Raw genomic sequence first — 13570 nt, 5'->3', positions numbered from 1 at the left:
TGTGGCATGTCGTGATCTCATGTGCACGTGGCATTACGTGCACCAGTCGTCGTCGGTCGTGACCATGAGCTGGAACTGATCAGGACGACGTTGGCGAAAGTCGCTACGGGGCGGGGTCAGGTGGTGTTCCTGACCGGCGAGGCCGGGATCGGCAAGTCCCGGCTCGCCTCCGCCGCGACGGACCTCGCCTACTCCAGCGGGATGAGCATCATGCGCGGCCGCGGCAGCGCGATGAGCCGGACGATCCCGTTCCGGTGCCTGAGCGAGGCGCTGCTTTCCTTGCAGCGCTTGGGCACCACCGTCGACATCGGCGCGCTCGGCCCGTACCGCCCGGCGTTGGCGCGCCTGAACCCCGACTGGGGTGCCTCTTCTGACGACGCGTCGAGCGGCTCGCTGATCGTGCTCGCCGAAGGCGTGCTCCGGTTGACCGAACTCGTCGGCCGCGACGGCGGATGCGCTGTCGTGATCGACGATCTGCAGTACGCGGACCCGGACACGCTCGCCGTGCTCGAGTACGTCATCGACAACATCGCGCACCAGCCGACGTTGCTGCTCGCGACCATGCGCGACGAGGACAGCGCGGCGCTGGAGTTCGCCCGTGCCACCAGCAAACGCGACTCGGCAACCCTCATCGAACTCCGCAGGCTGCGGCAGCAGCAGGTCTCCGTGCTCGCGGGTGCCTGCCTGGAAGGCACCTTGCCCGCACCGGCGCTGGACCTGTTGTGGGCGGGTAGTGGCGGGCTTCCCTTGTTCGTCGAGGAACTGCTCGACGAGATCGTCTCGGACGGGCGGCTCGTACGCACCGGCGACGCCTGGCAGCTGGCCGACGCCAGGGTGCCGCCGTCCGCGTTGGTGCACAGCGTGGCCGGGCGGTTCGGCAGGCTGAACGACCAGGCCCGCGAGTTCGTGTCGGTCGCGGCCGTGATCGGCCTGAGGTTCCCGCTCACGGTCGTCCGCGAGGTCACCGGCCTCGACTACCGGACCCTGCTGAGATATCTGCAGAGCGAACCGGTGGCGCACCTGATCGGGCCGGACGACCACACGCCGGACTGGTACCTGTTCACGCACGCGTTGGTGGCGGACGCGGTGCTGACCCTCATCCCCGAGGACGTGCAGGCCGATCTCGCGCGACGGGCGGCGGACGCGGTCGAGAAGCGTTATCCCGGCGTGCCCGGCGACTGGTGCCATCTCTGCGCCACGCTGCGCGAGGCGGCGGGGCAGACCGCGGAAGCCGGTGCCCTGTACGCGGAAGCCGGTCGGCGAGCGCTCGCGCAGGGTGCGGCGCAGTCGGCCGTCACGTTGCTCGACCGATCGCTGGAGCTCGTGCACGACCCGGTGCGGCGGTTCGAGGCGTTGGAAGCGCAGCTGCTCGCGTTGACCGAAGCAGGCCAGGTCGATCGCGCGCTGGCCATGAGCTTCGACAGTTCCGGGCTGGACCGGCCACACCGGGCGCGCCTGCACACGCAGCTGGCGTGGGCGGCGAACCTGGCCGGTCGCACGTCGGAAGGCCTGGCCCAGGTGGAGATCGCGCGGGCGTTGGTCGGAGCCGACGCTCCCGCAGAGGATTCCGCGCCGATCGACGTCGTGGCCGCGCATCTGGAGCTGGACCGCGCCGAGCCGGGCAGCCTGGAGCGCGCCGAGTCGGTCGCGCTGCGGGCGGCGACCGTGGCCGAACGGGTGCCGCTGCCGGTGGTGGCGTGCCAGGCGTGGCAGCTGCTCGGGGCGTTGACGCGAAGACGTGATCCGGTGCAGGCGACGGCTTATCTGGAACGCAGCCGCGCCTTCGCCATCGCGCACGACCTGCCGATCTGGGAGATCCACGCGCTGGTGCGCCTCGGGTTGAACGACGCGTTGCGCGACGGCGAGATCACCAGGCTGGAACAGGCGCGGGACCTCGCCTCCCGGATCGGCGCGGTGATCGCCCGCTACCAGTCCGAGGTCAACATCGGCCTGCAACTGGTGCTGCGCGCCGACTTCGCGGCCGCCGAGGCGTTGGTCGACGAGGTGTCGTCCGCCGCGAAACGGTTGGGGCTGCAGGAGATCGGTCAGTTCATGGCGGTGCTGCGCGCGGTGCTGGCCGGGCATCGCGGCGACCGGGCGACGTTGACCGCGGCCTGGTCGGTCCTGTCGGAGCCGGGCGGCGAGCAGCACACCGGCCGCCTGCACGGCCTCGCGGCGACGTTCTGCTCGTTGCTGGAGGAGGACAGACCGAGGGCGCGGGCGGACCTCGACCTCGCACTGACCGCCGAACGCGCCACCCCGACGACGTATCACCTGACCGGCAGGTTCGGGCTGGATCTCCTGCTGCGCGCGGTTGACGGCGAGCTGACGCGGGCCGAGTACGACGAGATCGTCGCGAACCCGGCGGCCGGCCTGCGCTGGGACCACCACTTCGCCTTGCTGGCTTCTGCCGTGCTGGCCGGTGCGTCCGGAGACGAGGCGACCGCGCGGGCACAGGTCGCCGAGAGCGCCGACGTGGGACTGCGCTACCCGATGGCGCGCAATCTCGGGTTGCGGCTCGTCGGCGAGGCGGCCGCGCGAGACGGCTGGGGCGAGCCGGAAACGTGGCTGCGCACGGCCGAGCACTACTTCCACGACGCCGGAATCGCCGCCGTGGCCGGCGCGTGCCGCGCCCAGCTGCGGCAGATGGGCGCGCGGGTGACCCAACGGCGGACCGGCACCGACGAGGTGCCGGACGAACTGCGCCTGGCCGGGGTGACCGTGCGGGAGTACGAGGTGCTGCGGCTGCTCGGCGCACGGCTGGCGAACAACGAGATCGCGGCGCAGCTGCACGTTTCCCCGCGCACGGTGGAGAAGCACGTGTCGAGCCTGCTGACCAAGACGGGCCTGGCCAACCGGCTCGCACTGGGCAAGCTCGCGACCGGGCACGTCTTCAACGAGTCACCGTGAGCTGGGCCGGCACCCGCCGGTGACCGTCCTCATCGGACGGTAGGTCGAGCGTGCGTCCGCCAGGAATTGACGTCTCCAGCGACTCGCGGTTCTTCGCGTCGATCGCGCCGAGGGTCAGCAAGGCCGCGGTGATCACCTGCACCGAGACGTCCGGCCGGCGAGCGCATCCGGAGCGGATGCGGGTCTCGCCTTTCCGCTGCGCCACGCACAGCGGAAAGGCGAAGCACGTCAGCGGTTTCAGGCGGCGACGAGCTCCTTCTCCCGGTCGGGAGTCTGCACCTTGGGCTTCTTGTTCGGCAGCGAGAGCCGGAAAACCTTGTGCCACGCGGAGAAGACCTGCTTGGGCAGCGAGCCGGTGACGTACTCCAGCTCGTACTTCTCGAACAGCGCGCGCACCTTCACCGCGACCTCGGCGTAGCGGTTGCTCGGCAGGTCCGGGAAGAGGTGGTGCTCGATCTGGTGCGACAGGTTGCCCGTCATGAGGTGCATCAGCTTGCTGCCGCTGATGTTCGCCGAGCCCATCATCTGCCGCAGGTACCACTGGCCGCGCGTCTCGCCCTCGATCGACCTGCGCTCGAAGACCTGCACGCCCTCGGGGAAGTGACCGCACATGATCACCGAGTGCGACCACAGGTTGCGGACCAGGTTCGCAGTGAACGTGGCGGCGAGCGTGGTGAGGAACGACGGGCCCGACAGCAGCGGGTGGATCACGTAGTCCTTGAGGACCTGCTTGCGGATCTTGCGGCCGACGGCCTTCGCCCGCGCGCGGAACTCGGGGTTCTTGCGGCGGCGCTTGTGCAGGTTCTTGCCCAGCTCGAGGTCGTAGGCGGCGATGCCGTACTCGAAGAAGCAGGCGTTGATGAAGTTCCACAGCGGCTGGCCGAGGTGGATCGGGTGCCACTTCTGGTCCTCGTCGACGCGCATGATGCCGTAGCCGAGGTCGTTGTCCTTGCCGATCACGTTGGTGTACGTGTGGTGCAGCTCGTTGTGCGAGTGCTTCCACTGGTCGGCGGGCGAGACGTGGTCCCACTCCCACGTGGTGGAGTGGATCTTCGGGTCACGCATCCAGTCCCACTGGCCGTGCAGGACGTTGTGGCCGATCTCCATGTTCTCGAGGATCTTCGCCACGGACAGGCCGGCGGTGCCGATCAGCCACGCGGGCGGGAAGATCGAGAACAGCAGGATGCCCCTGCTGGTCAGCTCGAGCTTGCGCTGCACCGAGATGACCTTGCGGATGTAGGCGGCGTCCTTCTCACCGCGGCTCGCGATCACCTCGTCGCGGATCGCGTCGAGTTCGCGGCCGAGTTCCTCGATCTGCTCGTCGGTCAGGTGGGCGGTGGGGTCGATGGCGGTCATGAAGCTCGCTTTCGCGGGAGAGTCGGGGGGTGAGGGGGTGCCCGCGTGCGGGGCTAACGTTCGAGGTCGCAGGGGCCCGCCGCGGCGGACACACAGGTCTGGATGAGGACGCCGGGTTCGGCCTCGGTGATCTCGCCGGTGCGCAGGTCGCGGACGGCGCCCGCCTTGAGCGGCGTGACGCAGCCGAAGCAGATGCCCATGCGGCAGCCGGACGGCATCAGGACGCCGGCCTCCTCGCCGACGTCCAGCAACGGCGTGGCGCCGTCGGCCTCGACGGTCGTGCCGGTGGTGCTGAACGTGACCTCGCCACCGTCGCCGGCGACGACGACGCTGGGGCGGAAGCGTTCGGTGTGCAGGCTGTCGGCCAGGCCGTGGGCGGTCCAGTGCTCCTCGGCGGCGTCGAGCAGGCCGGCGGGACCGCAGGCCCAGGTCTCGCGCTCGGCCCAGTCGGGCACCAGCTCGTGCAGGCGGGCGACGTCGAGCATGCCGTCGGTGTCGGTGTGCAGCTCGACGAGGCGCAGCTTCTTGTCGGCGACCAGGTCGTGGAGGTCGTTGCGGAAGATCACGTCTTCCTTGCGCGGCGCGGAGTGGACCATGACGACGTCGTCCAGTTCGGCGTCACGGAGCATGCCCATCGCGGGCGTGATGCCGCTGCCCGCCGTCAGGTAGAGCACCTTGGCGGGCTTGGTCTCGGGCAGCACGAAGTCGCCGCAGGCCTGGTCGAGCTGGATCACCGTGCCCGGCTTGGCGTCGCGGACCAGGTGGTTGCTGACCTTGCCGTCCGGAATGGCCTTCACCGTGATGGTGATGCGGCCGTCGGCTCTGTTCGCGGGCGAGGTGACCGAGTAGGCGCGCCACAGGCGTACCCCGTCGACGTCGATCCCGATCCTGATGTACTGGCCGGCCCTGTGGCCGCGCCAGCCCCGTCCCGGCCTGATCACGATGGTCGCGGCGTCCGGGGTCTCCGGGTGCACGGCCTCGATGCGGCCACGCAGGTCCGCGCCCGCACGCAGCGGGCTCACCAGGTCGAGGTAGTCCGACGGCAGCAGCGGCGTCGTGACCAGCTCCAGCAGTTTCCACGCCCTGCTGCGGAGGGCGGCACTCGTCATGACTCCAGCTTGATGCGCCTCAGGGCGTAAAGTCCTGTCCGCAGGACGTGAATCTGTCCGGCTGGATTGTTCGCAGGGAACAAAACGTGAGTCATGCAATGCGGAGGGCCACCGAATTGGCCCTGGATGAGACGACTGTCACCGCCCTGAGGGCGGCGTTGAAGACCACCGCCGACGAGGTCGTCGAGGCCATCATCGACGAGGTGCCGAGCTACGCCAACGCCCTGTCCGGACGCATGGGCGGCACGATCCGCCGTGCCGTCCGCACGGCGCTGGGACACTACCTCGACCTGGCGGGCGGCCAGGCCACCGGCGGTGACGCGGGTGACGCCGCCTACGAGCTCGGCCGCGGCGAGGTCCGCGACGGCCGCTCGATGGACGCCCTGCTCAGCGCCTACCGCGTCGGCGCACGCGTGGCGTGGCGAGGCCTGGCCGCGGGTGCCGTGTCCGCCGGTCTGCCCGCGGAGGAGGTGGCGAAGTTCGCCGAGCTGACCTTCGCCTACATCGACGAGCTGTCGGCCGCGAGCGCCGCGGGCCACGCCGACGAACTGGCCGCGCGCGGCCTCGCCCACGAACGCCACCTCGAACAGCTGGCCCGCGACCTGCTGGCGGGCGCGGGCACCGACGTGCTCCTCGCCGCGGCCCAGCGCGCCGGGTGGCAGCCGCCCACGTCGCTGACCGCCGTCCTGCTGCCCACCGCCCAGGCACGGCCCGCCTACCGCTCGCTCGACCCCAGCACCCTGGTCCTCGACGACCTGCCGGAGGCGCTCGGGGTGCTGCTGGTGCCCGACGCCGACCGCGCCCACCTGCTGCGCCAGCTCACCGGCCGTTCCGCCGTCGTCGGCCCGGCACGCCCGTGGACCCGTGTGTCCGCTTCGTACGCACGAGCTGTGCGCGCGCGTTCGCTCTCGGCCGACATCCGCGACACCGAGGAGCACCTTCCCGAGCTGGTGCTGACCGCCGACGTCGACGCCTACGCGGACCTGCGTGCCCGCGCGCTCGCGCCGTTGCGGACGTTGCCCGTGGGCACCGCGCGCCGGCTGGAGGAGACGCTGCGGGCCTGGCTGCTGCACCACGGAAGGCGGGAGGAGGTGGCGACGACGTTGTTCGTGCACCCGCAGACCGTGCGGTACCGGATGTCGCAGCTGCGCGAGCTGTTCCCGGACCTCGGGTCGCCGCAGCGGGTTCTGGAACTCACCCTGGCGGTCGGGCTGCCCGTCCGCTGATCAGCGAGGAGGCGCGGATGGACGACGTGCGGGTCGAGAAAACCGGCACCATGACGGTGATCTGGATGAACCGCCCTGACCGGCGCAACGCGGTGGACGGCCCGATGGCCCGCGAGCTGCGGGACGCCTTCCTGGCGTTCGAGGCGGACGACAGCCAGCGCGTGGCGGTGCTCGCCGGTGCGGGCGGCACGTTCTGCGCGGGCGCGGACCTCACCTCCGTCAGCGACCCGGCCCGGCGCAACGACCTCGACCCGGACGGCGCCGGACCGATGGGGCCGTCGCGGTTGCGGCTGAGCAAGCCGTTGATCGCGGCCGTGAGCGGGTACGCGGTGGCCGGCGGGCTGGAGCTCGCGTTGCTCGCGGACCTGCGGGTGGTCGAGAGCGACGCGGTGTTCGGGGTGTTCTGCCGGCGCTGGGGCGTGCCGCTGATCGACGGCGGCACCGTCCGGCTGCCGAGGATCGTCGGGCTCGGCCGGGCGCTCGACCTGATTCTCACCGGACGTCCGGTGCACGCCGACGAGGCGCTGGCGATGGGGCTCGCCAACCGCGTCGTGGAGCCGGGGCAGGCCGTGCCCGCCGCGCTGGAGCTGGCAGGGCAGATCGCCGGGTTCCCGTTCGAGTGCGTGCTCGCGGATCGGGCGTCGACCTACGCCGGTCTCGACCTGCCGCTGGCGGAGGCGCTGCGGGCCGAGGGTGAGGCGGGCGTGCCGATCGTGCAACGGGAAGGTGCCGACGGGGCCGCTCGGTTCGCCGCGGGAGCGGGCAGGCACGGTCAGTTCGGCAACTGAGCACTCTGGAGCACCCGGTGGAGCGAGGGACCGATCTCCGGACAGGTGTCCGCTACGCTGACGGCATGCCCCGTCCGGACACCGGCCCCGACTTCATCGAGGCGCTCGCCCGCGGGCTGGACGTGATCCGCGCGTTCCAGCCGCGGCGCCCGGTGATGACGCTGAGCGAGGTCGCCGCGGCCACCGAGCTCGCCCGGCCGACCGTCCGGCGGATCCTGCTCACGCTCACCGAGCTCGGGTACGTGCGGCAGGACGAGAACGGGTTCGCGCTCACGCCGCGAGTGCTCGAGCTGGGTGTCGCCTACGTCCGGTCGACCGGGCTGTGGGAGGTCGCGCGGCCGCACATGGAACGGCTCGGCGCGCGCACGAACGAATCGGTGTCGATCGCCCAGCTCGACGGGTCGGACATCGTCTACGTGGCACGGGTGGCGGTGCCGAAGATCGTCACGCTGTCGGTGCAGATCGGCACGAAGTTCCCGGCCCTGCAGACGTCGCTCGGCAAGGTCCAGCTCGCCGCGCTGCCGCCGGACGAGCTGGAGGCGGTGCTCGCGCAGCCGACGCGCTCCGGGCTGACGCCGCGGTGGCAGCCGGACGCAGCAGAGCGGGACGCGGAGCTGCGGGACGTCCGTGCGCGCGGGTGGGCGTTGACCGACCAGCAGCTGGCGCCCGGGATCCGGTCGATCGCGGCACCGTTGCGCGACGGCACGGGCAAGGTCGTCGCCGGGCTCAACGTCAACTGCCATGCGGCCGAGACGTCGGTCGAGCGCATGGTCGAGCACCACCTGCCGTTGCTGCTGCAGACCGCCGGGGAGATCAGCGCCGACTTCGCCCGGCTCGCCGACGTGCCGCACGTCGTCGTCGCCTGAGTGGGTTGACGGCCGGCCGGCGAAGGTTGAGGATTCAACGGACACCTGTCCGCATGCCGGTCGAGGAGGTCCCCGATGGTCGGCGAACGACGTCCTGTTGTCCTGAGAAACGGCACAGTCCTCACCATGGACGGCCAGAAGAGGGTCCTCACCGGCCACGACGTGCTGGTGGTCGACGACCGCATCGCCGCGATCGGGCCGCTGCTGCAGGTGCCGGAGGGCACCGAGGAAATCGACGCGACCGACGGCATCGTGATGCCCGGCATGATCGACACGCATCGGCACATGTGGCAGACCGCGATGCGGGGGTACGGCGCCGACTGGACGCTCACGCAGTACTTCGTCTGGTACTACCTCGAGTGGGGCAAGGTCTTCCGGCCGGAGGACATCCACGCGGGCAACCTCCTCGGTGCGGCCGAGGCGCTCGACGCGGGCGTGACCACGACCGTCGACTGGTCGCACGGCCTGCAGACCACCGACCACGCCGACGCCGCGGTCGACGCGTTGCAGGCGGTGCCCGGCCGGTTCGTGCTGGCCTACGGCAACATCCAGGACTCCCCCGCGTCGTGGACGGCCAAGCCCGAGTTCCGCGACTTCGTGAGCCGCCGTATCACCGGCGACGACATGCTCGGCTTCCAGCTCGCGTTCGACGTCACCGGCGACCCGGCGTTCCCGGAGAAGCCCGCGTTCGAGGTCGCCCGTGAACTCGGCGTGCCCGTGACCACCCACGCGGGCGTGTGGGGCGCGACGAACGACGACGGCATCAGGTTGATGCACGACAACGGGTTCATGACCCCGCAGTCGATCTACGTGCACGCCGCGACGCTGTCCGCCGACTCGTACCACCGCATCGCCGCGACCGGCGGCTCGATCTCCGTGTCGACCGAGAGCGAGCAGAGCGCGGGCCAGGGCTACCCGCCCACCTGGGCGATCCGCGCCCACGGCATCCCGGTGTCGCTGTCGATGGACACCTCGGTGTGGTGGAGCGGTGACCTGTTCTCCGCGATGCGCTCCACACTGGGCGCCGACCGGGCGAGAGAACACATGGCGGCACACGCTCGCAACGACACCGTCACGCACTCGTCGTTGCGGGCCGAACACGTCGTGGAATGGGCAACGGTCGGCGGCGCGAAAGCGCTGGGACGCGACGACCTCGGCAGCATCGAGATCGGCAAGAAGGCCGATATCGTCCTGCTGCGCAACGAGAACTCACCCGTCATGTTCCCGGTGCTCAACCCGTACGGGCACGTCGCGTTCCAGGCGCAACGGTCCGATGTGGACACGGTGGTCGTCGACGGCAGGATCGTCAAACGCGACCACCGGCTCGTGGGCGTGGATCTCAAGGCCATCCGCGGGCAGGTCGAGCAGACCGTCGAGCACCTGCGTGCGCAGCTCGGCGAGGAGGCGTGGGAGAAGGGCATGAACCCGGACATCCCGACGACGAAGGTGCTGGACAACCCCTATACGTACACCGAGTACCGCGGCGACACGAGGACCTCCGTCTGATGGCGGGAGGACCGCTCGAAGGCCTGCTGGTCGCCGACTTCTCCCGCGTGCTCGCGGGCCCGTACGCGACCATGCTGCTGGCCGACATGGGTGCGACGGTCGTGAAAGTCGAAGGCCCGCAAGGAGACGAGACGCGCACGTGGATGCCGCCCGTACGCGACGACGTCTCGACCTACTACCTCGGCATCAACCGCGGCAAGCGGTCCATCGCGCTGGACCTGCGCGACTCCGCCGACGCCGAGGTGGGCCGCGAGCTCGCCCGGCGCGCGGACGTGCTGATCGAGAACTTCAAGCCGGGCGGCCTCGCGAAGTACGGCTTGGATTTCGCGAGTGTCAGCGCCGCGAACCCGCGGGTGATCTACGCGTCGATCACCGGGTTCGGCTCGGGCGACGGCCGGCACGTCCCCGGCTACGACCTGATGGTGCAGGCGATCTCCGGCCTGATGAGCCTCACAGGCGACCCCGACGGCCCGCCGTACCGCGCGGGCATCTCGGTGTTCGACGTCATGGCGGGCAACCACGCGGTGATCGGCATCCTCGCGGCGCTGCGGCACCGCGACGCCACAGGGCAGGGCCAGCTCGTCGAGGTCAACCTGCTGTCGTCGGCGCTGACCGGCCTGGTGAACCACAGCTCGGCGTTCGTGGCGGGTGGCGTGGTGCCGTTCCGGATGGGCAACGCGCACCCCAGTGTGTTCCCCTACGAGCCGCTGCCCACCGCCGACAACGACCTCATCGTCGCGGCCGCCAACGACGGCCAGTTCCGCAGGCTCTGCGAGGTGCTCGGGCTGCCGGACGTGCCGGACGACCCGCGGTTCGCCCGCAACGCCGACCGCACCCGCAACCGCGAGGAGCTGCGCCCGGTCCTGGTCGACCGGCTGCGCACCCGCGGCGCCGTCGAGTGGTTCGACCTGCTCGTCGCGGCCGGGGTGCCGTGCGGGCCGATCAACACGATCGACGGCGGGTTCGCGATGGCCGAGCGGTTCGGGCTCGACCCTGTTGTGATGGTCGGGGACGTACCGACGACCCGGCATCCCATCCGGTTCTCCGAGACTCCCGCGGTGTACGAGCTGCCGCCGCCTGGGCTCGATGAGCACGGCGAGGAGCTGCGGGCGTGGCTGAAGGGAGACGGACCCGGACGAGCGGCGACGACGGCGGGCGTCACCGAGGAGGACGGGCAGGCCGCCGCCGAGCCCGCACGAGCACCGACGACCGCGCACGTCGCTGAGGAGGACCGTGGCTGACCACTACGACACCGCGCTCGGTGCCTCGACCCCCGACACGATCACTTTGCTCGGCCACGACCTGGCCAACGACGTGATGGGCACCGTCGGCTTCGGCGAGCTGGCCTTCTGGCTCGCCACCCAGCGCAGGCCCAGTCCCGGTCAGACGCGGCTGTTCGAGGCCGTGCTGGCCGCCCTCGCCGACCACGGGTTCACCCCGACGGCGATCGTCAGCCGCCTCACCTTCCTCTCGGCGCCCGACTCGGTGCAGGGCGCGCTCGCGGCCGGGTTGCTCGGCGGTGGTTCCCGGTTCCTCGGCGTGACCGAGGACTGCGGCCGGTTCCTGCACGACGTGCTGGCCACCGCTGACCTTCCCGAGGACGACGACGGCTGGGACGCGCTCGCGCTGGAAACCGTGCAGGCGCAAGGGAAAGCGCGCATCCCCGGCCTCGGGCACCACGTGCACAAGAACGGCGATCCGCGCACACCACGCCTGTTCCAGATCGCCGGCGAAGAAGGTCTCGTCGGACCGCACCTGTCGCTGTTCGCCGCGATCGGGCGCGTGCACCCGCAGGTGCTCGGGAAGACGTTGCCGCTCAACGGCGCGGGGACGTGTGGCGCGGTGCTGGCGGATCTCGGGCTGCCGCTGGAGCTGTTGCGCGGCTTCGCGTTGCTCGCCCGCACCGCCGGGTTGATCGGGCAGCTCGCCGAGGAGCTGCGCAACCCCGTCGCCAACCAGATCTTCCTGTCCGTGGACTCGAACACACGGTCCGTCGCGCCGCTGGAGGAATGAGCAATGCAGCTGGTCACCGAGGACAACATCACCGAACTGGCGGTGCAACGCTGGGCCACCGCGAAGGACCCGCGTACCGCGCAGCTCGTCACCGCACTCGTCCGGCACCTGCACGACTTCGCCCGCGAGGTCAGGCTCACCGAGGACGAGTGGATGGCCGCGGTCAGGTGGCTGACGGCGACCGGGCAGATCAGCGACGACAAGCGCGAGGAGTTCATCCTCGCCTCGGACGTGCTCGGGCTGAGCATGCTGGTCGTGCAGATGAACCACCGGTTCGATCCGAGCGCGACACCGGCGACGGTGCTCGGGCCGTTCCACATCGAAGGCTCCCCCGAGCTCGACTTCGGCGGCGACATGTCCGATGACGTGGCGGGAACCCCGCTCTACATCACCGGAACCGTCCGGTCGCTGAAGGGCGATCCGGTGGCCGCCGTGCTCGACGTGTGGCAGGCCGACGCCGACGGGGCCTACGAGGCGCAGCTGCCCGACGTCGACGAGGCACGGCTGCGGGCGAAGTACCGGACTCGCGCCGACGGGTCGTACTGCGTGCGCACGATCGCGCCGAAGGGCTACTCGATCCCGATGGACGGGCCGGTCGGCGAACTGATCGGCCAGACCGAGATCAGCCACTTCCGACCGGCGCACGTGCACTTCCTCGTCACCGCGGACGGGCACGAGCCGCTGATCACGCACCTGTTCGAGGAGGGCGCCGAGTACCTCGACAGCGACGTCGTCTTCGGCACCAAGCAGGAGCTGGTCGTCGCGTTCGAACCGCGCGAACCCGGTCCCTCTCCGGACGGCGGCACGTGCGAGGTGCCGTGGCTCGAAGCCCGCTACGACTTCGTGTTGCAGCCGTGCGCTCCGCGGTGATCGACCATCTCGGTCAGCCGCCTGGACTGACCGACCGGCACACGCCCGCGGTTGCCGAGGACCACGTGGTCCTCGACGTGCTCGCCGCGCCGATCACGCCGCTGGACCTGTTGTGCGCCACGGGAACTTCGTACTTCGGCTCCCCCGCGACGCCGTATGTCCCTGGTGTGCAGGGGATCGGGACGGTCGGCGGGCGTGCGGTGTGGTTTCCGACCGTGGCCGGGATGGCCGCGGGCGACGGCAGCATGGCGGAGAAGGCGGTGGCACGGCAGGAAGATCTGGTGTTCCTGCCGGACGACGTGTCGCCGGTCGAGATGGCCGCGCTCGGGCTTTCCGCTGTCGCCGCGCACATGGCGCTGACGTGGCGCGGAGAGCTCGCTCCCGGCGAGTGCGTCATCGTGCTCGGCTGCGGTGCGGTCGGGCAGGCCGCGATCCAGCTCGCCCGTGCCGCGGGAGCGGGGCGCGTCGTCGCGGCGGCACGGTCGGAGCAAGCCAGGGAACGCGCGAAGCGAGCGGGTGCCGACGCCGTGATCGCCCTCGACGATGACGACCTCGCCGCGCGGTTCCGCGAGGCCGCACCGGACGCCGACCTCGTCCTCGACCCGCTCTTCGGTCCACCCGCCGCCGCTGCCGCGCAGGCACTGCGCCCCGGCGGGCGATGGGTGAACCTCGGCAGCTCCGCGGGAGAGACGTGCCCGATCACCTCGTCGGTGCTGCGCAGCCGGTCGTTGCGGTTGTCCGGCTACACCAACAACGAGCTGAGCCCGCAGCAGCGCGCGGAGGCCATCTCGACCGTCGCGCACCTCGCGGCGCAGGGCGCGCTCACCGTCGACCACGAGGTCGTGCCGCTGGCGGATGTCGCCGACGCGTGGCGCCGTCAGTCCGAAGGCGCCACGCGCGGGCGGGTCGTGCTCGTGCCCTGAGGA

Annotated in this window: 12 protein-coding genes; 9 read left to right on the top strand and 3 right to left on the bottom strand. The window is 71.0% G+C overall.

The window, feature by feature from the left end; all coding sequences use genetic code 11:
* Positions 1 to 21 precede the first annotated feature (21 nt).
* Positions 22 to 2910 (top strand): helix-turn-helix transcriptional regulator, encoded by a 2889-nt coding sequence (locus JOD27_RS46870; RefSeq protein WP_307830408.1) that lies wholly within the window; start codon positions 22 to 24, stop codon positions 2908 to 2910.
* On the opposite strand, the gene JOD27_RS30110 is transcribed toward JOD27_RS46870, so the two are convergent.
* From JOD27_RS30110 to JOD27_RS30100, 3 genes are read right to left on the bottom strand one after another with little or no spacing between them, the layout of a single operon-like run.
* Positions 2894 to 3115 carry a hypothetical protein gene (locus tag JOD27_RS30110; protein WP_204765683.1) on the bottom strand — a complete coding sequence of 74 codons (222 nt, stop codon included), beginning with the start codon at positions 3113 to 3115 and terminating at the stop codon, positions 2894 to 2896. The genes JOD27_RS46870 and JOD27_RS30110 overlap by 17 nt on opposite strands.
* A 32-nt stretch (positions 3116 to 3147) precedes the next feature.
* Positions 3148 to 4266, bottom strand: coding sequence for a fatty acid desaturase family protein (locus tag JOD27_RS30105; RefSeq protein ID WP_204765682.1), 1119 nt, complete (start codon positions 4264 to 4266; stop codon positions 3148 to 3150).
* 53 nt (positions 4267 to 4319) lie between these two features.
* Positions 4320 to 5375: a ferredoxin reductase gene (locus tag JOD27_RS30100; RefSeq protein ID WP_204765681.1), complete on the bottom strand. Its 1056-nt coding sequence runs from the start codon at positions 5373 to 5375 to the stop codon at positions 4320 to 4322.
* A gap of 116 nt (positions 5376 to 5491) precedes the next feature.
* Here JOD27_RS30100 and JOD27_RS30095 point away from each other — a divergent pair, with 116 nt between their 5' ends.
* The 8 genes from JOD27_RS30095 (at position 5492) to JOD27_RS30060 (ending at position 13567) form a co-directional block, all read left to right on the top strand.
* Positions 5492 to 6601 (top strand): PucR family transcriptional regulator, encoded by a 1110-nt coding sequence (locus tag JOD27_RS30095; RefSeq protein WP_204765680.1) that lies wholly within the window; start codon positions 5492 to 5494, stop codon positions 6599 to 6601.
* Positions 6602 to 6618: 17 nt separating this feature from the next.
* On the top strand, positions 6619 to 7389 hold the full coding sequence (locus JOD27_RS30090) for a crotonase/enoyl-CoA hydratase family protein (protein WP_204765679.1): 771 nt from the start codon (positions 6619 to 6621) through the stop codon (positions 7387 to 7389).
* A 65-nt stretch (positions 7390 to 7454) separates the two neighbouring features.
* Positions 7455 to 8255, top strand: coding sequence for an IclR family transcriptional regulator domain-containing protein (locus JOD27_RS30085; protein WP_204765678.1), 801 nt, complete (start codon positions 7455 to 7457; stop codon positions 8253 to 8255).
* A 75-nt stretch (positions 8256 to 8330) separates the two neighbouring features.
* Positions 8331 to 9761 (top strand): amidohydrolase family protein, encoded by a 1431-nt coding sequence (locus tag JOD27_RS30080; protein WP_204765677.1) that lies wholly within the window; start codon positions 8331 to 8333, stop codon positions 9759 to 9761.
* Positions 9761 to 11002, top strand: a complete 1242-nt coding sequence (locus JOD27_RS30075) for a CaiB/BaiF CoA transferase family protein (protein WP_204765676.1) — start codon at positions 9761 to 9763, stop codon at positions 11000 to 11002. The genes JOD27_RS30080 and JOD27_RS30075 overlap by 1 nt, the downstream gene beginning before the upstream one ends.
* On the top strand, positions 10995 to 11774 hold the full coding sequence (locus JOD27_RS30070; protein WP_204765675.1) for a citryl-CoA lyase: 780 nt from the start codon (positions 10995 to 10997) through the stop codon (positions 11772 to 11774). Before JOD27_RS30075 ends, JOD27_RS30070 begins: the two co-directional genes overlap by 8 nt.
* Before the next feature lie 3 nt (positions 11775 to 11777).
* On the top strand, positions 11778 to 12644 hold the full coding sequence (locus tag JOD27_RS30065) for a dioxygenase family protein (RefSeq protein ID WP_204765674.1): 867 nt from the start codon (positions 11778 to 11780) through the stop codon (positions 12642 to 12644).
* Complete coding sequence (locus tag JOD27_RS30060) at positions 12629 to 13567, top strand: quinone oxidoreductase family protein (RefSeq protein WP_204765673.1); 939 nt, start codon at positions 12629 to 12631, stop codon at positions 13565 to 13567. Before JOD27_RS30065 ends, JOD27_RS30060 begins: the two co-directional genes overlap by 16 nt.
* Positions 13568 to 13570 lie beyond the last annotated feature (3 nt).

The organism is Lentzea nigeriaca (assembly GCF_016907955.1).
GTDB lineage: Bacteria > Actinomycetota > Actinomycetes > Mycobacteriales > Pseudonocardiaceae > Lentzea > Lentzea nigeriaca.
The sequence above is the reverse complement of the archived record's forward strand: the minus strand, read 5'-3'. Positions and strand labels throughout refer to the sequence as shown.

Excerpts from the sequence above, each read along its gene's own strand:
- JOD27_RS30105 (WP_204765682.1), bottom strand. The coding sequence starts at position 4,266 with ATGACCGCCATCGACCCCACCGCCCACCTGACCGACGAGCAGATCGAG.
- JOD27_RS30090 (WP_204765679.1), top strand. The coding sequence starts at position 6,619 with ATGGACGACGTGCGGGTCGAGAAAACCGGCACCATGACGGTGATCTGG.
- JOD27_RS30075 (WP_204765676.1), top strand. The coding sequence starts at position 9,761 with ATGGCGGGAGGACCGCTCGAAGGCCTGCTGGTCGCCGACTTCTCCCGC.
- JOD27_RS30080 (WP_204765677.1), top strand. The coding sequence starts at position 8,331 with ATGGTCGGCGAACGACGTCCTGTTGTCCTGAGAAACGGCACAGTCCTC.
- JOD27_RS30100 (WP_204765681.1), bottom strand. The coding sequence starts at position 5,375 with ATGACGAGTGCCGCCCTCCGCAGCAGGGCGTGGAAACTGCTGGAGCTG.
- JOD27_RS30065 (WP_204765674.1), top strand. The coding sequence starts at position 11,778 with ATGCAGCTGGTCACCGAGGACAACATCACCGAACTGGCGGTGCAACGC.
- JOD27_RS30085 (WP_204765678.1), top strand. The coding sequence starts at position 7,455 with ATGCCCCGTCCGGACACCGGCCCCGACTTCATCGAGGCGCTCGCCCGC.